Origin of the sequence: Spirillospora sp. CA-294931, from assembly GCF_050946795.1 — a bacterium.
Lineage (GTDB): Bacteria > Actinomycetota > Actinomycetes > Streptosporangiales > Streptosporangiaceae > Spirillospora.
The window spans coordinates 7,758,228-7,780,685 of sequence record NZ_CP192006.1; the positions used below are offsets into that span (position 1 = coordinate 7,758,228).

A 22,458-nucleotide genomic window follows, 5' to 3' on the forward strand; every position below is an offset into this window, starting at 1 on the left:
CATGAAGCTCAAGGAACGGGGTGCCGGGGCGTCTGACGCCCGGGCGCCCCGTCCCCGCCCCGTCAGGAAGAAGCGGGTCGGGCAGGCGCTCGCCCCGCTGCTGTGGCTCGGCCCGGCCATCGTGCTGATCGCGGTGGTGGTGCTGTGGCCGGTCGTGGAGATGGTCCGCACGTCCCTGCTGAAGATCAGCTCGTCGGGCGTCACGCTCGGCTCGGCCGGGACCGACAACTACAGCGACCTCTTCGCCGAGGAGGACCTGGTCCCCACGGTGGTGCGGACGCTGATCTGGGTCGTCGCCGTCGTGATCGTCACCCAGGTGCTGTCGCTGGCCCTGGGGCAGCTGCTCAACGCCCGGTTCCCCGGGCAGCGCGTCGTCCGCTGGGCCGTGATCGTCCCGTGGGCGGCGTCGGTGCTGATGACGGCGCTGATCTGGAAGTGGATGCTGGACAACTACTCCGGCGTCGTCAACCGGCTGCTGCTGGACCTCGGGCTGATCGACAAGCCCGTGAACTGGCTGGCGAACCCGGACCAGGCCATGATCTGGATGATGTGGGTCGCGATCTTCGTCTCGCTGCCCTTCACCTCGTTCGTCATCCTGGCCGGGCTCAAGACCATCCCCGACGACGTCTACGAGGCGGCGCGGGTGGACGGCGCGGGCACGTTCCGCACCTACTTCCAGATCACCCTGCCGCTGCTGCGCCCGTCCATCCTGATCGGCTCGATCATCAACGTCATCAACGTGTTCAACTCGTTCCCGATCATCTGGGCGATGACCGGGGGCGGACCGGGGCACGCCACCGAGACCACCACCACCTTCATGTACAAGCTCGCCTTCTCGTCCCAGAACGTCGGAGAGTCCGCCGCCATGGCGGTGGTCAACTTCATCCTGATCCTGGTGATGGTCCTGCTCTACATGCGCGCCTCCCGCTGGCGTGAGGAGGTCCGATGAGAGCCCGCACGGTCATCCTGACCGGGGTCGGCTGGCTGGTCGCCCTGGCGTTCCTGCTGCCCTACATCCAGATGCTGCTGACCTCGCTCAAGCCCGAGAAGGAGCTGACCAAGTCGCCCGGCGGCTATCTGCCGTCGACCTGGAACTGGTCCAACTTCGTGGACGTGTGGTCGGCCGCGCCGGTCTGGACGAACATGCGGGTCTCGCTGATCGTCGCCGGGGTCGCGACGCTGGTGACGCTGCTGTGCGCGATTCCCGCCGCGTACTACACCGCCCGCAACCGCTTCCGCGGCCGCGGCGCGTTCCTGCTGCTGGTCCTGGTCACCCAGATGTTCGCCCCGACCGCCCTGGTCATCGGCGTCTACCGGGAGATGGTGGCGTTCAACCTCACCGACACCCTGGTCGCGCTGATCCTGGTGAACGCGGCGTTCAACCTGCCGTTCTGCGTGTGGATCCTGCACGGCTACTTCTCCAGCATCCCCAAGGAACTGGAGGAGGCCGCGTTCCTTGACGGCGCCGGCCGCTTCGGCGCCCTGACCCGTGTGACCCTCCCGGTCTCGCTGCCGGGCGTCGTCACCGCGGTCGTCTACACCTTCATCCAGGCGTGGAACGAGTACATCATCGCTTTGACGATCTCGTCCTCGCCCAACCGGCAGCCCCTGACGGTGGCGATCCCGTCGTTCGTCACGCAGTACCAGGAGAAGTGGCAGTTCCTCTTCGCCACGTCCCTGATCGCCATCGTCCCGGTAGTGATCATGTTCATCTTCATCGAGCGCTACCTGATCGGCGGCCTCACCGCGGGTTCGGTGAAGTGACCGGACACCTGGTCGCCCTCGATGTGGGCGGCACCGCCATGAAGGGCGGGGTCATCAGCGCCGATGGCTCCGTCCTGCTCTCGGAGTCACGGCCGACGGGGCGCGAGCACGGCCCCGACGCCGTCGTCGAGAACATCCTCGGCTTCGCCGCCCACCTCGCCGGAGCCGCCGGACCCGTGGTCGCCGCCGGGATCGCGCTGCCCGGCATCGTGGACGACGCGTCCGGCACGGCCGTCCTGTCGGCCCATATCGGCTGGCGGGACGTCCCGTTCCGCGATCTTGCGGTCAAGCGCCTGGGCGTCCCGGTCGCCGTCGCCCACGACGTGCGCACCGGAGGGCTGGGCGAGGCCGTCCGGGGCGCGGGGCGCGGCAGCCGCGACTTCCTGTTCGTCCCGATCGGGACCGGCATCGCCGCCGCCCTCATGATCAACAACGCCCCGTATCCGGGGGCGACCGGGTGGAGCGGCGAGCTCGGGCACATCGTCGTCCGTCCGGGCGGGGAGCCCTGCCCGTGCGGCAACCGGGGCTGCCTGGAGCCCTACGCCGCCGCGTCGGCGATCCCCCGCCGCTACGCGGCGCTCGCCGGGCTCAGGGCCTCGCCCCGGGCGGAAGAGGTCGTCCGGCTCGCCCAGGCGGGCGACCCGGTCGCCGCCAAGGTCTGGGACGAGGCCGTGGCCGCCCTGGCCGACGCGCTCGCGAACGTCACCATGCTGCTCGATCCGAGCCAGATCGTGATCGGCGGCGGCCTGTCCGGCGCGGGAACCCCGCTGTTCGACCCGCTGGCCGAACGGCTGAAGGAGCGCCTCCCCCTGCGTCCGCCGCCGCCCCTCACCCGGGCGCGGCTGGGCACCCAGGCCGCCATGCACGGCGCCGCCGAGCTGGCCCGCCGCGCCCTGAAGGCGGCGGAATGATCCGCCTGGGCGCCGTGACCTGCCCGTCCGGCCGGCTCGTCATCGCCGACACCGGCTACCTCGGCCTGTGGTCGGGCGACCGCGAGCCCGTGGCGGGCGAGGCCGTCCTGTCGCGGGTCTCGGACGCGATGCGCGGCAGCATCCGGGCGTCCGCCGACCTGGCCGCCGTCGGCCCCGACGCCGGACGCGCCGCCCGCAGCTTCGACCGCCAGCCCGGGACCTGGATCTACGACGTCCCCGGCCACGCCATCGAGCAGACCATCGCCGACTTCGCCGACCACTGCGCGGCCCACCGTCTGGACGCCCGGCTGACCCGCGAGCCGGCCCGGGTCTCCCACCGCGAGCGCGTCGAACGCTGCGCCCGCGACGGGGGCTCGTTCCTGATGTTCGGCGTGCCCGTCGCGGCGATCGGCGGGCTGCCCGCCGACCAGGAGTTCCCCGTGGTCGGCACGGCCCGCGGCGACGGCTGGGAGTCGGTCGCGCTGGCCGTGCGCGAGGGCGAGACCGCCTCGTCCACCCTTCTCGGCCACATCGGCGTCGACGCGGCCCGGATGAGCCTCATCGACGCCGACGCCCTGGCGTCCTGGCGCCACGACGACCCGATCGACGGCCTGGCCGATGTCGCGTTCTGGGGACGGGACGTCCGCGCGGCCGCCAAGCGCTTCAAGGCCCCGCCCCTCGCCGAAGAGGGCGTCCACGGCTGGACGGACCTGCCCGTCGCCGAGGCCGTCCGGCGCGGCTCGGCCATCGAGGAGTGGAAACGCGACCGGGGCCTGATGGTCGACTTCCGCCCGCACTCGCACCACTGGCGGGTCATGGCCCAGGTCCGCGCCGCCGAGACCGCGTCCGGAACCATCGAGGTGGGCGGCTCCCGCACCACCTGCTTCATGACCGGACGGGGCGACGGCCACTTTCCCGTCCACGCCGACCGCGACCGCAATGGCGATCTGCTCCGGATCCGGATTCATCTCGGCGCCTAAAGTGAAAGCGTCGGACCAACCGGAGGAAACGATGCGCAATACCGAACTCCAGAAACTCGACGGGCTCATCGGCGAGTGGACCACGACGCTCTCGGACGCCTGGTTCCTCGAACCGCCGGGCACCGAGGTTCAGGGCACGACCAGCATCACGTGGCTCGGCGAGTCGCTGCTGCTCGCACGGACGGAACTCGGCGAGGGCGCGCATCATTCGCAGATGAGCCTGGTCATCGGGCGCAGCGACCCGAATGACGCGTATGTCGTGCTCTACCAGGACGATCGCGGCGTGTGCCGCCAGTTCGCCATGACCTTCGGCGACGGCCTGTGGACCATGATCCGCCAGGACCCGGACTTCCACCAGCGCTTCACCGCCGAGGTCGAGCGGGACCGCATCGCCGGCCGCTGGGAGGCCTCCGAGGACCAGGGCGGGACCTGGCGGAAGGACTTCGACCTCACCTTCGAGCGCGCCTGAGCGACTCAGACTTCTCCCCGCATTTTCAATTTATAACGCACTGGGGGACTTGCGGCAAGACCCCTGTCGTCCTTCATGATTACCGACCGAGATCGGAATCAGAGGGAAAAGGGGATGCACAAAGTGCGCTTTCTGTTGTCGACGTGGGGATCGCGCGGAGACGTCGAACCGCTGGCGGGCCTGGCGGTGGCATTGCGGGAACTCGGCGCGGAGGCACTGGTGTCCGCGCCACCGGACGAGGACTTCGCCGAGCTGCTGGCCCGTGCGGGCGTCCCGCACCTGCCGCTGGGCCCGACCGTCCGCTCGGTCGTGGCCAGGGAGAAGCCGCCGACGGCGGAGGACGCGTTCCGGCTCGCGGCGGCCCTGGTCACCGCGCGGTTCACCACGCTCACCGAGGCCGCCGAGGAATGTGACGCGCTGCTGGCCACCGGCCTGCTCCCGGCCGGGGCACGCGACGTCGCCGAGAAGCTGAACATCCCGTACGTGTTCGCCTGCTTCCAGGTCTACGGGCTGCCCTCGCGGCATTTCCCTCCGGGCGCACGGCCCGGGACACCCTCACCACAGAACGAGACCGACCTTCGAGCACTGTGGGAACAGGACGCCCAACGGGTGAACGCCCTCTACAGAGAGGCGCTCAACGGCCACCGGACGGCGATCGGCCTGCCACCGGTGGACAACGTCCGCGACCACGTCTTCACCGACCGGGCGCTGCTGGCCGCCGACCCCGTCCTGTGCCCGTGGAAGGACAAGACCGACCTCGACCTGGTGCAAACCGGAGCGTGGTTCCTGCCGGACGAGCGTCCGCTCCCACCCGAACTGGAGACGTTCCTCAACGCAGGCGATCCCCCGGTGTACGTGGGCTTCGGCAGCATGGCCTCCTACCTCGCACCGGACCTCGCCCAGACGGCCATCCAGGTCGTCCGCGCGCAGGGCCGCCGCGTGGTCCTCGCGGGAGGCTGGGCCGGTCTGGCCGCGATCGACGACCGGGACGACTGCCACGTCATCGGCGAGACCAGCCACCAGGCGCTGTTCGGCCGGGTCGCCGCCGTCATGCACCACGGCGGAGCGGGCACCACGGCAACGGCCGCCCGCGCCGGGGCGCCCCAGGTGATCGTCCCCCAGATCGCGGACCAGCCCTACTCCGCCGCCCAGGTGGCCGAACTGGGCATCGGCGCGGCCCACGACGGTCCCGTCCCGACCCACGAGACCTTGTCGGCCGCCCTGGAAATCGCCCTCGCCCCCGAAACCCGAGCAAAGGCCACCGCCTTGTCCCCCACCATCCGCCCCGACGGCGCGAGGACAGCCGCCCAACTGCTCCTCAACGACGTTCCGCACCACCGATAGAACCGTCGCCGTGATATACAGTATCCAGAAGACACGATTACCGAGCACGGAGGCACGCGATGAACAAGGTGATCCTGGACGTGTCGGCGTCCCTGGACGGCTTCACGACCGGCCCCAACGTCAGGCCGGACGAGCCCATGGGCGACGGCGGCGAAGCCCTCCACGAATGGCACGCCGGGGACCAGATCGACCTCGACGCCCTGCGCGAGTCGAAGGGGACGACCGGCGCCGTCATCATCGGACGCCGCACCTTCGACCTCGGCCTGGTCCCCTGGGGCGGCACCCCGTGGCCCGGCGTCCCGAGCTTCGTGGTCACCCACCGAACCAGAGAGGACCTACTCGGCGACAACGGCGGAACGTTCGCCTTCGACGGCCTGGAGGCCGCCACCCGCCGCGCCAAGGAAGCCGCGGGCGACAAGGACGTCTGGGTACTCGGCGCGGACGTCGCCCGGCAACTGCTCCGGGCGGGCCTGCTCGACGAAGTGCGCCTCCACCTCGTCCCGATCCTCCTGGGCGAAGGCACACCGCTGTTCACCGGCGACCAGGGCACCCTCATCCCCGAAGGAAAGCCCACCACAGGCACCGTGACCCACCTGCGCTACCGCGTCCCCAAAGCCTGACACCGGCGCGGTTGGCGAGCTCGACGAGCTGCCGCCCCGCTCCCTCTGGATCGGTGGCCTCGGCCACCGCCTGACGCAATTCGCTGCGCGACGCGACGGCGGACACCCCGTCCGAGCCCAGCAGGTAGCGGTCCCCGGACCGGGCCTCGTGGAGACCGCTGTCGGGCGTGGCCGAGCCCGCGCCCGACAACGCCCGCAGGGTCTTTATGAAGTCGTCGAGCTATCCGGTCTTCAAGGGGCCGGCAACCTTGAAAGTGTTGAGGGTGACCGACGACATCGCTTCCGCGCCGACCAGCTCGAATGCCTGGGCCGAGGTTCCTTCCGCGAAGAATCGCTTCCCCGTGCCCAGCAGGACCGGGTAGACGATCAGCAGGACCTCGTCCGCGACCCCATGTTCGAGCAGCGTCGATGTCAGCGTGGAACTACCCGAGAGGATGAGGTCCGGGCCGTCCCCCGACTTGATGCGACGGACACCCTTGACGATGTCCGGTCCCAGGCCCTCGGCCGGGCCCCATCCAAGGCTCTCCGGACGGTTGGTCGCGACGAATTTCGTTGCCGCGTTGATGCGGTTCGCCATCGGGCTGCTCGGCACCTTTGGCCAGAATCCCGACCAGAGGTCGTAGGTACGACGGCCGAGCAGCAGATCGAAGCTCTCGCCATGGGCGGCGAGCATCGCGTCCCGCCCCGCTGCGGTCCGGTAAGGCGCGGTCCAGTCGCTGTAAGGGAAATCGCCGTCGTCGTCGGAATGCTGGATCACACCGTCCAGCGAGATGTTCTCGATGATTTTGAGCTTCCGCATGTGAGTCTCCATGTTTGGATTCGGTGTCTATGCAGATCGACCGATGGTGCCGGCGGGCGCGCGTCACTCACCCAGCACCGCGTCGAGTTGAGGCATCGCCGCACGCAGCGCTTCCTCCATTCCCGGAATCGTCGACTCCATGGCTTCGACACTGGAAAACCGGGTGACAATGGTCAGACGCGACCCCGTCCGCGTGGCATCGAAGGTGAATGTCATCGACGAGGGCATGTTCTCGTCCTCGGCATTGTCTTCGCCGTCGTCCACTTCGAAAGAGCTGATGGGGTTCACCGCGGTGAATTTCCAGGAGCCGTTCCATTTCTCGCCGTTCTCCCCGCTCAGGAAGTACTCGGCGCGACCGCCGACCCTGAACTCATGGCGCGTGAACGTGGCGGGCCAGGCAGGAGGTCCCCAAAAGCGCTCAAGCTGGCGCGGATCGGCGAAGGCGTCCCAGAGGCGTTGTTGCGAAACGGAGTAGTCACCCACCACGGTGAGCGTGAGCTTCACGGCGTCTTTGGTGATCGAGGTCAACGGCATCGTCATTCTTCTTCCAGTAGAACTTCGTCGAGCTGCGCCATGCGCTGGCGCCAGATGACCTCGAATTGATCGAGGAGTTCACTGGCGCGCCGGAGCCGCGCTCGATTGGTGGAGACCAACTGCTCGCGGCCGTTCGGATGCTTCTGAACGAGCCCCGCGCGCTCCAGCACGGCGACATGCTTTTGCACCGCGGCAAAGCTCATGTCGTACCGCGCGGCAAGATCCGATACCGACGGCGTTTCCGTGAGCGACCGCGCCAGGATGTCGCGGCGCGTGCCATCGGCCAAGGCACGGAAGAGCTGGTTGAGCGACTCTTCACTCTCATCCCGAAGTACAACCATGTGGTTGTACGTTAGTCCCATCCGTCCACTTTGGCAACACCGGAAAGATCGAGCACCAAGCCCTCACCCTCGTGGGCCACGGCCATCGAAGGAAGGCGCCATACGCCGATCGCCCGTGGCCCATCCCCACGCCCAACACGGCAGCCCGGCCGCTCACCGCCACGTGTCAGAAAGAGCGGGTGGAGGGGGCCGTCGTCCATGACGAGCACGTAGGGCCGAGCCCACTCACACGTCCGCTGACGTGCTCGCCGTACTCCGTCTCCACGGCCTCGCCTACGGATTGCTGTCTCGGACGGCCACCATCGTCTCGGTGGCTTTCTGGCTATCCATGCCGGACGAGACCGGGGGGAGTGGGGGGCGGAGCCCCCACTTTGGGGTTTGGGGCGAAGCCCCAATGGGAGCTGTCCGAGCGAAGCGAGGACCTTGTTGTTGGGTGCGGTGCCTATTCATGCGTACTACTCGCTCGGGTCGGGAGTGGGGGCGGAGTTCCCGGCTTGGGGTGGGGGCGAGCCCAGTAGGCACTGTTCGAGTGGAGTTAGGGCGTTGCTTTTGGGTGGGGGAAGGAGGATGCCGTGGCAGGCCATTGGGCCTGCCACGGCATCTGGGGTTTGGGGTCAGGCGACGACTTCTACTTCTTTGGGGGTGGGTGGGGACTGCTGGTCGAACTGGGTGCGGTAGAGGTCGGTGTAGCGGCCTTCGGCGGCCAGGAGTTCTTCGTGGGTGCCGCGTTCTACGATGCGGCCTTCCTCTACCACCAGGATCTGGTCGGCGGCGCGGATGGTGCTGAGGCGGTGGGCGATGATCAGGGCGGTGCGGCCCGCCAGGGCTTCGCTCAGGGCCTCCTGGACGGCTGCCTCGGAGGTGGAGTCGAGGTGGGCGGTGGCCTCGTCGAGGATGACCACGCGGGGACGGGCCAGCAGGAGGCGGGCGATGGTGAGGCGTTGGCGTTCGCCGCCGGAGAGGCGGTAGCCGCGTTCGCCGACGAGGGTGTCGAGGCCGTCGGGGAGGGTCTTGATCAGGGTGTCGAGGCGGGCTCGGCGCAGGACGTCCCAGAGGTCGTCTTCGGTGGCCTCGGGGCGGGCCAGCAGGAGGTTCTCGCGGATGCTCTCGTGGAACAGGTGGCCGTCCTGGGTGACCATGCCGAGGGTGTCGCGGATCGACTCGAAGGTCAGGTCGCGGACGTCGACGCCCGCGAGGCGGATGGCGCCCTCGTCGGTGTCGTACAGGCGCGGGAGCAGCTGGGCGATGGTGGACTTTCCGGCGCCGGACGAGCCGACCAGGGCGATCATCTGGCCGGGTTCGGCGCGGAAGGTGACGTCGTGCAGGACGTCGACGCCGCCTCGGGTGTCGAGGGAGGCGACCTCTTCCAGGGAGGCCAGGGAGACCTTGTCGGCGGACGGGTAGGCGAAGCGGACGTTCTCGAACTCGATCGAGACCGGGCCTTCGGGGACGGTTCCGGCGTTCTTGCGCTCGGCGACCAGGGGCTTGAGGTCGAGGACCTCGAAGACGCGCTCGAAGCTGACCAGGGCGCTCATGACCTCGACGCGGGCGCTGGCCAGGGCGGTCAGGGGCGCGTAGAGGCGGGTGAGCAGGAGGGCCAAGGCGACGACGGCTCCGGCGTCCAGGCTGCCGCGCAGGGAGAAGAAGCCGCCGAGGCCGTAGACGAGGGCCAGGGCGAGGGCCGAGACGACGGTCAGCGCGGTGATGAAGATGTGCTGGACCATCGCGGCGCGGACGCCGATGTCGCGGACGCGGCGGGCGCGGGCGGCGAACTCGGCCGACTCGCGGTCCGGGCGGCCGAACAGCTTGACCAGGGTGGCGCCGGGGGCGGAGAAGCGCTCGGTCATCTGGGTGCTCATGGCGGCGTCGTGGGCGGCGGCCTCGCGCTGGAGGCGGGCCAGGCGGCTGCCCATGCGGCGGGCCGGGAGGACAAAGGCGGGCAGGAGGACCAGGGCGAGGAGGGTGATCTGCCAGGAGATCCCGAGCATGACGACCAGGGTGAGCAGGAGCATCACCAGGTTGCTGACGACGCCTGAGAGGGTGTCGCTGAACGCTCTTTGGGCGCCGATGACGTCGTTGTTCAGGCGGCTGACCAATGCTCCGGTGCGTGTTCGGGTGAAGAACGCGATCGGCATCTTCTGGACGTGGTCGAAGACCGAGGTGCGCAGGTCGAGGATCAGGCCCTCACCGATGCGGGCCGAAAGCCACCGGTTGGTGAGGCCGAGCGCGCCCTCGGCGAGGGCGAGGATCGCGATCACGACGGCGAGCCACACGACCGTGTTGGTGGACGCCTTGTCGACGATGGCGTTCACCACCCGTCCGGCCAATACGGGGGTCGCGACCGCCAGGACGGCCATCACCACGCTCATGAAGAGGAAACCGGACAGCAGGCGGCGGTGCGGACCGGCGAACCTGGCTATGCGGCGCAACGTCGCCTTGGAGAAGGGACGTTTGTCGTCCTGCGCGTTCATCGCGTGATGCAAGGACATCCACGCGGTTACTTCCATGTCCATCAGAGACCGCCGCTCGTTAGGGTGCCGTCGAGTACATGAGCCATGGTGCGACCTCAACAAACCTTGAGGTCAAGCTCCCACCCGCAAGAAGCGTCGCAGATGCGTCCGACATTCCGCATACCGTTTCTCATCGGCGGGAACAAGGACAATCGTGATCGATCTTGCGAAGGTTCGAGCCGAGACACCGGGATGCTCCCGGGTCGCGCACTTCAACAACGCGGGGGCGGCGCTGCCGCCCCTGGCCGTGATCGACGCGGTCGCCGACCACCTCGATCTGGAGGCGGCGATCGGAGGCTACGAGGCCGACGAGATCGCCGATGAGGCGTCCGAGCGCTTCTATGACGCGGTGGCGGGCCTGGTCGGCGCGGGACGCGATGAGATCGCCTACGTGGAGAACGCCACGCGGGCCTGGGACATGGCGTTCTACGCGATCCCTTTCGGGAGCGGCGACCGCATCCTCACGACCAGGAGCGAGTACGCGAGCAACGGCATCGCGCTCCTCCAGGTGGCGCGCAACCGCGGCGCCCGGGTGGAGGTCGTGCCGGACGATGAGCACGGGCAGATATCCCTGGACGCCCTGGAAGCGGAGCTGGCCAAGGGCGGCGTGAAGCTGGTGGCCATCAACCATGTGCCGACGCACAACGGTCTGGTGAATCCCGCGGAAGAAGTGGGGCGCCTGTGTCGGGCGCACGGGGTTCTCTACTTGCTCGACGCGTGCCAGAGCGTGGGTCAATGCCCCGTGGACGTCGAGGCGATCGGGTGCGACATGCTCTCGGCCACCGGACGCAAGTTCCTGCGCGGGCCGCGCGGCACCGGGTTCCTGTACGTGCGGCGGTCCGTCCTGCGGACCCTGGAGCCGCCGTTCCTCGACCTGCATTCGGCCGACTGGACGGCCCACGACGCCTACGAGGTCCGGGACGACGCCCGGCGGTTCGAGACCTGGGAGCGGTTCGTCGCCGGGCAGATCGGGCTGGGCGTCGCCGCCGACTACGCGGTCGCCCTGGGGCTGGACGCCATCGAGGAGCGGACGGTGGCGCTCGCCGAGCGGCTACGGGAGGGACTGGCGTCGCGGGCCGGAGTCACCGTCCTCGATCGGGGGCTGCGGCGGTCGGGCATCGTCACGTTCACCGTGGCGGGGCAGGACCCCACGGCCCTCAAGCTCCGCCTAAGGGAGGTGGGGGTGAACGTCAGCGTCGCCAACGTGGCCCGCCAGCGTTTCGAGATGTCGCAGAGCCCTCCCGCCATACGGGCGTCGGTGCACTACTACAACGATGAGGACGAGATCGAGCGCCTGCTGGCCAACATCTGACCGCGCATCAGAGATTCGACTCCGCCGCGCTGATCTCGGCCAGGGCGGAGCCGGAGTCCTGTTCGATCGCCAGATCCCCCAGGGAGACGATGCCGATCGCCTGCCCGTCCTCGATGACGGGCAGGCGCCGGACGGAGTGGCGCCGCATGACCTGGGCGGCCTTCTCCACCGGGTCGTCGGGGCCGATGGTGGCGGTGACGTCGCTGCATACGTCGCCGGCGGTGGAGGCGTGCGGGTCGCCGCCCGCCGCGAGGCCGCGAACGACCAGGTCCCGATCGGTGATCAGGCCGTGGAGCCGGTCGGAGTCGGCGACCAGCACCGTCCCGATGTCCTCGTCCCGCATGGCCCGCGCCACGGTGACGATGTCGAGCTCTGGGGAGACGGAGGTGGGCGAGCCGGTCATGATGTCGCGGATCTTCGTGGCCATCCATGGCTCCTTGTCGTGGAGATCGCCCGGGTCGCCGTCCGCCCTACCCGAGGAGAGACGCCTCACTCATCCGCAATGCGCCCGCCCTGATTGGGCAAAGCCTCGTCCCGTATGGGCCCGTCCGGAGGCTCACCGGGAAGACCGGTGATCATGAGCACCCTGCTCGCCGCCCTGCTGGTGATCTTCGGCGCGGGTGCCGGGGCCGCGCTGGTGGCGCTGCCCTCGCACCGCGTGGTCTCGCGGCGCGTCCGGCACGAACTCGGGGCCTACGGGACGCTGGTCTCGGTGCTGGCCGTGGGGGCGTTCGGTCTTTCGGTGCTGGTGATGCTCGTTTCCGCTTGGGCCGCCCTGTACCAGGCCGATCAGAGCACCAACCGCGAAGCGAGCGCGCTGGACGGGCTCTACTGGTACTCCAGTGTGGTCGGCGGCGACGAGGGCACCGCGATGCGCGCCCGTATCCGCGACTACACGACCGAGGTCGTCCGCGTGGAGTGGACCGCCATGGACACCACCGGCGACCTGACCGCCCGGGGATGGCAGATCGTGAACGACCTGCACTACAGGATCGAACGCCTCTCCCCCAAGCCCGGCGGGGAGAGCGAACGCTACCGGGACGCGCTCAACGCGGCCGACGCACTCATCCAAGCCCGGCGCGAGCGCGCAAGCCTGGCTCGCATGCAATTCCCCGGGGTGATGTGGTTCGCGCTGATCGGCAGCGGACTCCTGGTGACCCTCATCCCGATCATGCGGGGCAACCCGCATCCCCCCGTCCGGGCCGCGCTGGCGTTCGTCGCCGCCGCCACCGTCGCCTTCTCGGCGTTCCTGATGTACCAGCTCAACCAGCCGTTCAGCGGGTCGGTGAGCGTTTCGGCCGCCGCCTTCGAGGCCGCTTTCGCCAGCTTTGACGACATCGACGAACTTTGGGCCCGCCGCCCGTGAACGTCCAAGATCACTTATACGTAACAACGCGAACCTTCCAGATAAACTACGCGTCCTTCATGAGGAACGGGGGATACCGGCGGCGTCCGGCCCCTCTTGCGTGCCATGAACCGTGAGCCGAGGAGGTCGCGCCGTGAAGGACGTTGAGTCTTCACAGGATCCGGCGGGTCCGGACGACCCCGGCGCCGTCCCCCGCAGCGAGACCATCGAGTTCCGTCCCGCCCCCGAACCGGCCGACGAAGAACCCGCCGTCCCGGAGGACGAGCAGCCCGAGCCCGCCGAAGAGCCGCAGGCGACCCGTCCCCCCGACGAGGTCGACACGGTCGAGGTCCCCCAGCCCGAATCCGAGGACACCCCCGAACCGGAAGCGCCACAGCCGGACGAGGACCCCGAGCCCGAGCCCCAGGCGGAGCAGCAGTCCCAGGCCACCAAGATCACCCGCGAGACCCCCAAGCCCAAGCCCGAAGCCGCCCAGGCGCCCCCGCCCGAGCCCCGCCAGCAGGACGAGCCCCGCCCAGCCGCACCACAGCCCGACCCCCGCGCATCCGCACCACCGCAGGGCCTCCCGCAGACCGACCCGCGCGCGTCTGCGCCGCCGCAGGGCTTGCCGCAGGCACCTCCGCAGGCCGACCCGCGTGCCTCTGCACCACCGCAGGGATTGCCGCAGACCGACCCCCGCGCATCCGCTCCACCGCAAGGCTTGCCGCAGGCACCTCCGCAGGCCGACCCGCGCACATCCGCACCGCCACAGGGGTTGCCGCAGACCGGCCCGCGTGCCTCCGCACCACCGCAGGGCCTGCCGCAAACACCTCCGCAGGCGGACCCGCGGGCTTCCGCGCCGCCGCAGGGGTTGCCGCAGGCTGGGGTTACTCGGGAGCAGCGGTTGCCTGGGGGGCGGCAGCAGCCGTTGGGGATGCGGCCTTCGCAGGCGCGGCAGGCGCTTCAGGGAGGCGTCCCGCAGGAGACGGCGCTGGATCTGCCTTCGCAGAACCAGCAGGTGCCCCAGGAGGGATGGCAGCAGGCCGGGTGGGGGCAGGACGCTCAGAGCCCGTGGCCCGGACGTGAGGAGCACGGCAGCTGGGGTCAGGAGCAGCAGAGTCCGGCGTCGTCCGGGGCGTGGGCCGTTGAGCCCGTCGAGGAGGCGCCCCCCAAGAAGCGGCGGCGGACCGGGCTGATCGCGCTGGTCGCGGCTCTGGTGCTGGTCGGCGGGGTCGTGGCGGGACAGTTGGTCAGGCCTGTGCCGGAGCCGTCGGTGGAGCTGGTCGTGAAGAGCAGCCACACGTTCCAGGGGTCCGCGCCGAGGCTGCCCTGGCCGACGCAGGGGCAGTCGGCGGTGTATGTGGAGGGGCTCGGCAGCATGGGCGCGTCCGGGGCGAAGGCGCCGACGCCTACGGCGAGTGTGGCCAAGGTGATGACGGCCTATGTGTTCCTGAGGGACCACCCGCTGGGGGCGGGGCAGGCGGGGCCGACGTATACGGTCTCGCAGCAGTCGGCGGTCGAGATGCCCGGACGCAAGCGCCGGGGCGAGTCGATTCTGGGCATCGTGCCCAACCAGAGGCTGACCGAGCGCAAGGCCCTGGAGGCCCTGATGGTCATCTCGGCGAACGATGTCGCGGTCGAGCTGGCGCGCTGGGATTCGGGGAACGTCCCGGCCTTCGTGCGGAAGATGAACGAGGCCGCGCGCGCTCTGGGGATGACCAGCACGCGCTACACCGATCCCAGTGGCTACGACCGGGGGACGGTGAGCACGGCCGCCGACCAGGTGAAGCTGCTCAGGGCGGCCATGGCGGTGCCCGCGTTCGCCGAGACGGTGAACAAGGCCGCGTACGAGCCGGACAACGGCGCCCCGGCCACCCGCGGCGGCAACACGCTCCTCGGGCAGCTCGGCGTTATCGGGGGGAAGACTGGCTACACCGACGCGGCGGGCGGCAACTTCGTGTTCGCGGCCAAGAAGCGGGTGGGCGGGGTCGAGACGACGATCCTGGGTGCTGTGATGGGGCAGCGGTCCCCGAATGCGCAGGGTGCGATCGAGGCCGCGCGGACGCTGGTCGCGGGGGCCGGACGCTCGCTGGTGTCGACCGTCCTGGCTCCGGCGGGGTCGACGGTGGCCGAGGTGGACGACGGGCTCGGGGGCAAGACGCCGTTGACGGCCTCGACGCCGGTGACCGTCGTCGGCTGGCCCGGGTTGACCGTGCCGGTGTCGGTGACCGGCGAGCCTCCCCGGGTGGCCGCGAGCGGTGAGCGGATCGGGAACGTCAAGACGGGAGCGGGCAGCGTCCCGCTGGTTGCGGGCGGGCAGTTGAGCGAGCCGTCCCTGGTCAAGCGCCTGACCAGGGTCAGCTAGACGAGCTCCACCTCGCTGGACGGGTCGTTGCTGACCGGGGAGCTGAGCCAGACGGTCAGCACCATCTCCATCTCCAGGCGCTTCTCGGGGTCGTAGAGGCCCTCGCCGAACAGCTCCTCAAGCTGGTGGAGGCGGTACCGGACGGTCTGTGGGTGCACGTGCAGCCGGTTGGCCACCTCGGTCGCGTTGAAGCCGTTCTGCAGGCAGGCCAGCAGCGTCCGGACCAGCCGCTCCCGGTGCCGGGGACGGACGGAGTTCAGCGGCGACAGGCGCATGTCCGCCACGGCCCGGACGAGCTCCTCGTCCTTGAACACGACCAGGGCGGGCATGTGGTCGGCGCAGCGGATCACCTCGTCGGTGGCCAGGATGCCGCGGCGGGCCAGGGGCAGGGCCTCGCGGGCCCAGCGCAGCGACCTGGCGGCGTCCTCGGTGCGGACGGTGGGGCCGACGGCGACGACCCAGTCGCGCAGGGCCGAGTCGAGCAGGCGTCCCCGGCCCGGGCCTTCGGGGTCCGGGACGATCAGGCACGGCTCGCGGCGGTTGATGTCGGCCAGGACGTCCGGCGGCAGCGTCGGGTGCGAGAACGGCTGCTGGCCGCGTTCGTAGAGGACGACGGCGGCCACGGTCTTTGGCACGCGCCATTGGGCGAGCCGCGCGAGGTCGGCGACGGCCTGGCGGGACGCCGAGGGCTCGGCCAGCAGCAGGTCGAGCAGCCGTCGGCGCCGGTGCTCCAGCTCGCCGGCCTCCTGCTCGCGGGCCTTGGTGTAGCCCTCGGTGGCGGCGCGGGCGATCTCGTCGAGGAACGCGAAGATCGCCTCGGCGATGCTGCCGAGCGTCCGGCGCGAGACGTTCATCTTCTCCGACTCGGCGGCCAGCCGCCGCCAGGCGACCCGGGCGCCCAGGCGCAGCGTGGTCTGCAGGACGTCCAGGCTGCGGCCTTCGCGGGCCTCGGCCCAGCCGATCTCGCGGTAGACGGCCGCGACGGGCTCCCAGGAGGAGTCCGGGTCGACGATCAGGTCGACGAACTGGCGCAGCGCGCCCTCGACGGCCAGGCGCACCAGCCGCGCGTACTCCTCGTCCTGGGGCCGGGAGTACTCGGGGATTCCGGCCAGGATCTCCTCGATCATCTCCTCGGCCAGGGTGTCGATATGCGGCCGGAACACCTCGGACATCTCGATGGGGACGCCCGCCCACGGTTTCAGGGGCGAACGTTCCTCGATCAACGTGGTGGTCACCCTTCGCACCTCCCGCCCCCGAGGGGATACCGGGGGTGAATCGGAAGCTACCCCTGTGTGACGGAGAACACCTCAGCTCCGAACAACCAATGCGGCCACCTTGTTGTCATCCCGCTGACAAAAGGGGGCCTTGATCAGGCCGTCTTCCGGGGTCCTGGACCGGCGAGGGCGGCCGCGGCGCCGAGCCCCAGATAGATCACGCCGGTGGCCAGCCGCTGGCGGCGCCGGAAGGACGGCCGCTCGCGCATCCAGCGTCCGACCGAGCCCGCGGCCAGGACGTAGGCGAAGTCGGAGACGACGCCGATCAGGGTCGTCACCAGGCCCATGACCAGGATCTGGAGGGGGACGGCGCCCGCGTGCTGGTCGACGAACTGCGGCAGGAACGCGAGGAAGAACAGCACGACCTTGGGGTTCAGCAGGTTGACCAGCGCTCCGTCCGCATAGACGCGGCGCAGGGGCTGGGGCCGCAGCTCGGGCGTCTCGTCATCGCCGCCGCCGCGCAGGGTCCGGTAGGCCATGTAGATCAGGTAGGCGGCGCCCGCGTAGCGCAGGACGCCGAAGGCGGTGGCCGAGGCGGCGATCACGGCCGAGAGCCCGGCCGCCGCGGCGGCGACATGGATCAGCGTGCCGGTCTCGACGCCGAGGGCCGAGGCGAACCCCGCCCGGCGGCCCTCGGCGGCGCTGCGCGCGATGATGTAAAGGTGGTTCGGACCGGGGATGGCGACCAGAGTCGCCGCCGCCAGCAGGAACAACAGCGGATTTGTCATGTCTGGACGGTACGCGGGGGTGCTGGACCCCAGGCAGGGCCAATCCGGTCCAGTGTTGGCGGACCATTGGAGGGTGTGGATGGGGCAGCGGGTACTGCTGACCGGGGGCCGGGCGCCCGTAGCGCTGGAGTTCGCGCGGCGGTTCGCCGACGCCGGGCACGAGGTCTTCTCCGCCGAGAGCATGCCCGTCGACCTGTGCCGGACGTCGTCGAGCGTGCGGGCCTCGCACCGGGTGCCGATGCCGAACCGCGACCCGGGGGCGTATGTGGAGGCACTCGCCGCGATCATCGAACGCGAGCGGATCGACGTCCTCCTGCCCACCTGCGAGGAGATCTTCTATGTGGCGGGCGGGCTGGAGCGCCTGGGGTCGCTGTGCCGGGTGCTGGCTCCCCCGTTGGACGTGATGCGCGGCCTGCACAGCAAGTGGGAGTTCATCGAGCAGGCCCGGGGGCACGGCCTGCCGGTTCCTGAGACGTGGCGGCTGACGTCCAAGCGCGCGCTGGACGAGTTCGCCGCCGCCTACCGCCGCCCCTTCGTGCTCAAGCCCGAGTTCTCCCGGTTCGCCACCCAGGTGCACATGGTGGACGGCCCCAAGCAATTCGACCGCGCGAGAGAGCGGCTCGAACCGAGCCCCGAGCAGCCTTGGGTCGCCCAAGAGCGGGTGGACGGCGCCCTGTGGTGCTCCTACACGGTCGCCATCGAGGGAGCCGCGGCCGTCCACGCGGTCTGGCCCGCCGAGTTCACGGCCGGGCTCGGGGCGACGATCCGGTTCGCCCCGGGGGACGTGCCGGAGATCGACGCCTGGGTGACCGGCTTCCTCAAGGCGACCGGGTTCACCGGGCAGATCTCGTTCGACTTCATCGTCCGGCCGGACGGCACCGCGCTGCCTCTGGAGTGCAACCCCCGCACCACCAGCGGCGTCCACCTCTTCGGCGGCCGCGACCTCCCGGGGGCGATCCTCTCGGTGCTGGACGGCCGGCGCCCGGACACCCCGCTCGTCCCGGACCCAGAAGCCCGCGCGATGATCGGGCTGGCGATGCTGACGTTCGGGCTCTCGTCCGTCCGCCGCCCCCGGGACCTGAGCAACTGGTGCAGGGCGTTCGCCGGGTCGCGGGACGTCACCTACAGACGGGACGACCCACGCCCCTTCTTCTCCCAGTTCGCGGTACTGCGGCACAACCTGTGGCTGGCGGCGGTGTTGCGGCGTCCGGTCATCGCGTGTTCCACCCACGACATCGAGTGGAACGGCCAGTGAGCGGTGTCGCGCTCTACACGGCGGCGACCATCGCCAGACTTCCCTGGCCCGACACCCCCGACGGACGCTACGCCCGCGACTACCTGCTCCCCCTGATCGAGCACGGGCCGCACCACGCGATCGACAACGTGCGCACGACCCTCGGCGTCCTGCTCCTGGACGGGCGCACCGTGCTGCCGATCTCGATCAACTCGCGCGAGTACGGCACGTCCTACGTCTCCTCCCTGCACACGCACTACGTCTCCTATGCCAAGGAGGAACTGCGTGTGGTGGAGCCGCGCGCGCTCCGCACGGCCCTCTCCCTGGTGCTGGACGGTGTCGGCCTCATGTGGCGCGCCTGCCAGATGAACCGCGTCGTCCAGGTCAACAACTGGCTGCTCTCCACCAACCTGTACCCGGAGCTGACAACCGGCCAGGTGCGCCAGGTGACGGAGTTCCTCCGCAAAACACTGCCAGGCCACGCCATCGTCTTCTGCTCCCTCAACAGGAACACCGAGCCCGTCCTCACGGACGAGTGCGCGAAGCTCGGATACGACCTCGTCCCGTCCCGCCAGATCTATCTGGCGCGCCCCGCGGAGATGACCCCGCCCCGCAACATCCGCAAAGACCGGGCACTGCTCGCACGCAGCGGATACGAGCAGGTCCCGGCCACCGACCTCACCGCCCCCGACCTGGAGCGGATAGTCGAGCTCTACCGCGCCCTCTACCGGGACAAGTACTCCCACTACAACCCGATGTTCAACATCCGCTTCGTGACCGAGGCCCACCGGAGCGGGACGCTGGAGCTCATCGCCCTCCGCAAGGACGGACGGATCGACGGCGCCATCGGCTACTTCTCCCGTAAGGGCGTGATGACCCCGCCCATCCTCGGCTACGACACCTCACTGCCCCAGAGCACCGGGCTCTACCGGATGCTGACGGTGATGCTCTTCGACATAGCCAGAGCCAACACCTGGGTCAGACACGCCAGCGCAGGCGCAGGCGGCTTCAAGCGCGCCCGAGGCGCCACCCCCGCCCTCGAATACCGAGCCGTCCACACACGCCACCTCCCCCACCACCGCCGCCTCGCCTGGACGCTCCTCCGCCTCCTCCTCACCCGCATCGCCGTCCCACTGACCCAGCGCCTCGACAGCTAGGCCAACGCACCGGCCAGGACGAGGCGGCCGGCGGTGCGGACCATGGCGGCGACCTCGTCGACCGGGCGGCGCAGGGAGGCCAGGCTGACCAGGGCCGCGAGCAGGACGTGGCCGAGCACGACCTCGATCTCCTCGCGTTCGGGCAGCGGCTCGCCGATGGCGGCCGTGAGCCGGTCGCGGACGAACAGGAACAGCGCCGTCCTGGCGTCGTCGACGCTGGGATCGTCGGCGGTCACGGCCTGGATGATCGCGGAGGTGAGGGTGAGCTCGTCGGCGGCGACGCCGACGATCAGCTCGAGCAGCGCGGTGAGGCGCTCGACCGGGCCGCCCTGCGGCGCGGCCGTGTCGAGGCCGTCGATGATCTGCCGTGCCCAGGCGGCGGCGACCTCGGTGAGCAGGTGGTCCTTGGTGGCGAAGTAGCGGTACACCGTCGCCCGCGCGACGCCCGCGCGGTCGGCCACGTCGTGCATGGTCACGGCCGGGTAGCCGCCTTCGGCGGCGAGTTCCCTGGCGGCGCCGATCAGCCGCTCGCGGCGGGCCTGCTGGTCCTTGCTCAGGGTCCGCGTCACGGTGACCCGCACGTCGCCGCCCAAGGCGCCTCCTCACGCTCGAAGGCACCCATCCTCCCGCACGCGCGCAGGGACGCGTGCGGGAGAGTGGCGGCGTGCGCGGAGAAGGTCAGGCGACGTCGAGGGCGCGGCGGCGCGCGGCCCATTCCAGGGAATGGCGGATCGCGTCCTCGATGGTGTATTCGGGCTTCCAGCCGAGCATTTCCGCAGCCTTTGCCGGATTGACGAACGCGCCCACGACATCACCGGGACGCGCGGGCGCCTCCTCGACCTGGAAATCGTCGCCGACGACTTCGCGGAAGGCCGCCACGAGTTCCCGGACGGTCGTTCCGTCTCCCGTTCCGAGATTGATGACCTGATAGGCCTTGTGCACCCCTTCGGGGAGCACCGGCGGGACGATGGAGTCGAATCGCACGGCCGCCTCGTAAAAGGCGCGGGCGATGTCCCAGACATGGATGTAGTCGCGGATTGCCGTGCCGTCGCGGGTGGGCCAGTCCACGCCCGTGATCTTGAACGGGACGCCGAGCTCGTGGGATTCGATCATCTTGCCGAGCGCGTGGGTGGGCTTGCTGCTCTGGAGCCCGGACCGCAATCGGGGGTCGGCCCCGATCGGGTTGAGGTAGCGCAGCGAGATCACCCGCAGGCCGTGGGCGGCCGCCAGATCCTCCAGCAGCAGCTCGGCCATCATCTTCGAGCGCGTGTAGGGGTTCTGCGGCTCCAGGACCGAGGTCTCGGTGACCGACAGGTCGGCCTCGGGCCGGTACATTCCCGCGGTCGAGGCGAAGATCATCTTATCGGCGCCGTTACGGATCAGGTGACCGGCCAGATCGAGCGTTCTGGACAGGTTGACCTGGTAGTAGCGGTGCGGATTCGCCATCGAATCCGGCACGACGATGAGCGCCGCGCAGTGCACGGTCGCGATGATTTCGGGGTGTTCGCGGAATATCTCGTCGATAAGGTCGCCGTCGCCGATATCGCCGCGATAGAAGATCTTTCCTTCCGCGAACTCCGGCTTACCGGTGATCAGGCTGTCGAGGATCACGGGCGTCATCCCGCGCTCGGCGAAGACCGAGGCGATGGTGCTTCCGATGAACCCGGCTCCCCCGGTGATCAGCACTTTCATGAGTATCCCCTGTGCTCATTCGATTCCCCCGGACCGGACACGCACAGCTTCAACACCAGCACGCTGCCGGTCAACGGCGCGGGCGCCGGCTGACCGGGTCCGGACGCCGGACAACCCGGCTCCGGCGGCGAGCGTCCGCGCATGAGTTCATCCGCGCGCGGAGCCGGGCCCCTCACCTGGGTGATCTCGCTCGCTGGCCCGAACCGATTACGCCCCGCTCACCCGGCGCGGGTCGGGCCGTCCCAAATTGGAGTACAGCGTTTGCGGGTTCCGCTCGGGTCGATCGCGCGTCATGGTCGTCCCCATGCAGCCGACTCGCGTTCTCATCGTCGACGACCACGCCCTGTTCGCCGAGGCGCTGGCGGCGCGGCTGAGCCGCGAGCCCGACCTGGTGATCCTTCCGGTCGCGGCCGACGGCCGCCGCGCGCTGGCGCTGACCACCACCGAGCGCCCGCACGTCGTGGTGCTCGACATGACGCTGGGCGCCGAGAACGGCCTCGACGTGCTGGACCGGCTGCGCGAACGGCATCCGGACGTCCGCGTCGTGGTGCTCACCGCGATGTCGGAGATCGACGCGATCGTCCAGGCGATCCGGCGCGGCGCCGTCGGCTGGCTGTCCAAGACCGAGCGCGCCGACCTGGTCGTCCAGGTCATCAGGAGCGCCGCGCGGCGCGGCGGCTGGATCCCGCCGGACGTGCTCGGCGAGGTGCTGCGGCGGCTGTACGCGGGCGGGCCCGAGCCGTCCGGCGGCGCGCGGGTGCTGGGCGAGCTCACGCCCCGCGAGCGCGAGGTGCTCCAGTGCATGGTCGACGGCCTCAACCGCGTGGAGATCGCCGAGCGGCTCGGCCTGTCGGCCAACACCGTGCGCACCCACACCCAGAACCTGCTGGCCAAGCTCGACATGCACTCCGCGCTCGAGGCCATCACGCTCGCGATGCGCGCCGGGATGCGCCCGGCGACCCGCCCGCCGCACGACTGAGCGCGCCGCCCAGGGCCATGCAAACGACGTAGCGGCTTGTGGTCTGTATGGGCGATTCGATCCCCCCGGCTGGTTCCTACGCTCGCCGCAACGGAGGGAT

At 70.0% G+C, this 22,458-nt stretch carries 23 protein-coding genes; 13 read left to right on the top strand and 10 right to left on the bottom strand.

Annotation, left to right across the window (positions count from 1 at the left end):
• Position 1 precedes the first annotated feature (1 nt).
• The 7 genes from ACQPY4_RS35045 (at position 2) to ACQPY4_RS35075 (ending at position 6,088) form a co-directional block, all read left to right on the top strand.
• Positions 2–949 carry a carbohydrate ABC transporter permease gene (locus ACQPY4_RS35045; RefSeq protein ID WP_433328445.1) on the top strand — a complete coding sequence of 316 codons (948 nt, stop codon included), beginning with the start codon at positions 2–4 and terminating at the stop codon, positions 947–949.
• A complete protein-coding gene (locus ACQPY4_RS35050; RefSeq protein ID WP_433328447.1) occupies positions 946–1,764 on the top strand; it encodes a carbohydrate ABC transporter permease in 819 nt (272 codons plus the stop codon). The genes ACQPY4_RS35045 and ACQPY4_RS35050 overlap by 4 nt, the downstream gene beginning before the upstream one ends.
• Positions 1,761–2,675, top strand: a complete 915-nt coding sequence (locus ACQPY4_RS35055) for an ROK family protein (RefSeq protein ID WP_433328449.1) — start codon at positions 1,761–1,763, stop codon at positions 2,673–2,675. The genes ACQPY4_RS35050 and ACQPY4_RS35055 overlap by 4 nt, the downstream gene beginning before the upstream one ends.
• Entirely contained in the window at positions 2,672–3,655 is a 984-nt protein-coding gene (locus tag ACQPY4_RS35060) for a hypothetical protein (protein ID WP_433328451.1), read from the top strand. The genes ACQPY4_RS35055 and ACQPY4_RS35060 overlap by 4 nt, the downstream gene beginning before the upstream one ends.
• 31 nt (positions 3,656–3,686) lie before the next feature.
• Positions 3,687–4,124, top strand: a complete 438-nt coding sequence (locus ACQPY4_RS35065; RefSeq protein WP_433328453.1) for a hypothetical protein — start codon at positions 3,687–3,689, stop codon at positions 4,122–4,124.
• A gap of 123 nt (positions 4,125–4,247) precedes the next feature.
• Positions 4,248–5,468: a glycosyltransferase gene (locus ACQPY4_RS35070; protein ID WP_433328455.1), complete on the top strand. Its 1,221-nt coding sequence runs from the start codon at positions 4,248–4,250 to the stop codon at positions 5,466–5,468.
• A gap of 59 nt (positions 5,469–5,527) precedes the next feature.
• Complete coding sequence (locus tag ACQPY4_RS35075) at positions 5,528–6,088, top strand: dihydrofolate reductase family protein (RefSeq protein WP_433328457.1); 561 nt, start codon at positions 5,528–5,530, stop codon at positions 6,086–6,088.
• A gap of 220 nt (positions 6,089–6,308) precedes the next feature.
• Here ACQPY4_RS35075 and ACQPY4_RS35080 read toward each other — a convergent pair whose 3' ends face one another.
• From ACQPY4_RS35080 to ACQPY4_RS35095, 4 genes are all read right to left on the bottom strand, one after another.
• Positions 6,309–6,887, bottom strand: coding sequence for a dihydrofolate reductase family protein (locus ACQPY4_RS35080; RefSeq protein WP_433328459.1), 579 nt, complete (start codon positions 6,885–6,887; stop codon positions 6,309–6,311).
• 63 nt (positions 6,888–6,950) lie between these two features.
• Positions 6,951–7,427, bottom strand: coding sequence for an SRPBCC family protein (locus tag ACQPY4_RS35085; protein WP_433328461.1), 477 nt, complete (start codon positions 7,425–7,427; stop codon positions 6,951–6,953).
• Positions 7,424–7,762: an ArsR/SmtB family transcription factor gene (locus ACQPY4_RS35090; RefSeq protein WP_433328463.1), complete on the bottom strand. Its 339-nt coding sequence runs from the start codon at positions 7,760–7,762 to the stop codon at positions 7,424–7,426. The genes ACQPY4_RS35085 and ACQPY4_RS35090 overlap by 4 nt, the downstream gene beginning before the upstream one ends.
• Before the next feature lie 614 nt (positions 7,763–8,376).
• Positions 8,377–10,275: an ABC transporter ATP-binding protein gene (locus tag ACQPY4_RS35095; protein WP_433328465.1), complete on the bottom strand. Its 1,899-nt coding sequence runs from the start codon at positions 10,273–10,275 to the stop codon at positions 8,377–8,379.
• Between the two features lie 151 nt (positions 10,276–10,426).
• Between ACQPY4_RS35095 and ACQPY4_RS35100 the strand changes: the two genes are divergently transcribed.
• Positions 10,427–11,584: an aminotransferase class V-fold PLP-dependent enzyme gene (locus ACQPY4_RS35100; RefSeq protein WP_433328467.1), complete on the top strand. Its 1,158-nt coding sequence runs from the start codon at positions 10,427–10,429 to the stop codon at positions 11,582–11,584.
• 7 nt (positions 11,585–11,591) lie between these two features.
• On the opposite strand, the gene ACQPY4_RS35105 is transcribed toward ACQPY4_RS35100, so the two are convergent.
• Entirely contained in the window at positions 11,592–12,011 is a 420-nt protein-coding gene (locus ACQPY4_RS35105) for a CBS domain-containing protein (protein ID WP_433328469.1), read from the bottom strand.
• Positions 12,012–12,161: 150 nt separating this feature from the next.
• Between ACQPY4_RS35105 and ACQPY4_RS35110 the strand changes: the two genes are divergently transcribed.
• Entirely contained in the window at positions 12,162–12,950 is a 789-nt protein-coding gene (locus ACQPY4_RS35110; protein ID WP_433328471.1) for a hypothetical protein, read from the top strand.
• Positions 12,951–13,101: 151 nt separating this feature from the next.
• Here ACQPY4_RS35110 and ACQPY4_RS35115 read toward each other — a convergent pair whose 3' ends face one another.
• Complete coding sequence (locus ACQPY4_RS35115) at positions 13,102–13,647, bottom strand: hypothetical protein (RefSeq protein ID WP_433328473.1); 546 nt, start codon at positions 13,645–13,647, stop codon at positions 13,102–13,104.
• Positions 13,648–13,863: 216 nt separating this feature from the next.
• Here ACQPY4_RS35115 and ACQPY4_RS35120 point away from each other — a divergent pair, with 216 nt between their 5' ends.
• A complete protein-coding gene (locus tag ACQPY4_RS35120) occupies positions 13,864–15,294 on the top strand; it encodes a serine hydrolase (RefSeq protein WP_433328475.1) in 1,431 nt (476 codons plus the stop codon).
• Here ACQPY4_RS35120 and ACQPY4_RS35125 read toward each other — a convergent pair.
• Together ACQPY4_RS35125 and ACQPY4_RS35130 are read right to left on the bottom strand one after the other, a co-directional pair.
• Entirely contained in the window at positions 15,291–16,529 is a 1,239-nt protein-coding gene (locus ACQPY4_RS35125) for a PucR family transcriptional regulator (protein ID WP_433328477.1), read from the bottom strand. The two genes, ACQPY4_RS35120 and ACQPY4_RS35125, sit on opposite strands and share 4 nt — an antisense overlap.
• A 134-nt stretch (positions 16,530–16,663) precedes the next feature.
• Positions 16,664–17,296, bottom strand: coding sequence for a LysE family translocator (locus tag ACQPY4_RS35130; protein WP_433328479.1), 633 nt, complete (start codon positions 17,294–17,296; stop codon positions 16,664–16,666).
• Between the two features lie 79 nt (positions 17,297–17,375).
• Here ACQPY4_RS35130 and ACQPY4_RS35135 point away from each other — a divergent pair, with 79 nt between their 5' ends.
• A complete protein-coding gene (locus ACQPY4_RS35135; protein ID WP_433328481.1) occupies positions 17,376–18,551 on the top strand; it encodes a hypothetical protein in 1,176 nt (391 codons plus the stop codon).
• Entirely contained in the window at positions 18,548–19,687 is a 1,140-nt protein-coding gene (locus tag ACQPY4_RS35140) for a GNAT family N-acetyltransferase (protein WP_433328483.1), read from the top strand. Before ACQPY4_RS35135 ends, ACQPY4_RS35140 begins: the two co-directional genes overlap by 4 nt.
• Here ACQPY4_RS35140 and ACQPY4_RS35145 read toward each other — a convergent pair.
• Both ACQPY4_RS35145 and galE read right to left on the bottom strand, forming a co-directional pair.
• A complete protein-coding gene (locus tag ACQPY4_RS35145) occupies positions 19,684–20,280 on the bottom strand; it encodes a TetR/AcrR family transcriptional regulator (RefSeq protein WP_433328485.1) in 597 nt (198 codons plus the stop codon). The genes ACQPY4_RS35140 and ACQPY4_RS35145 overlap by 4 nt on opposite strands.
• Before the next feature lie 85 nt (positions 20,281–20,365).
• The gene (gene galE, locus ACQPY4_RS35150; protein WP_433328487.1) at positions 20,366–21,379 is read right to left on the bottom strand and encodes a UDP-glucose 4-epimerase GalE; all 1,014 of its coding nucleotides are present in this window, start codon (positions 21,377–21,379) and stop codon (positions 20,366–20,368) included.
• A 304-nt stretch (positions 21,380–21,683) separates the two neighbouring features.
• Between galE and ACQPY4_RS35155 the strand changes: the two genes are divergently transcribed.
• Positions 21,684–22,358: a response regulator gene (locus ACQPY4_RS35155; protein ID WP_433328489.1), complete on the top strand. Its 675-nt coding sequence runs from the start codon at positions 21,684–21,686 to the stop codon at positions 22,356–22,358.
• The last annotated feature ends 100 nt before the right edge of the window (positions 22,359–22,458 follow it).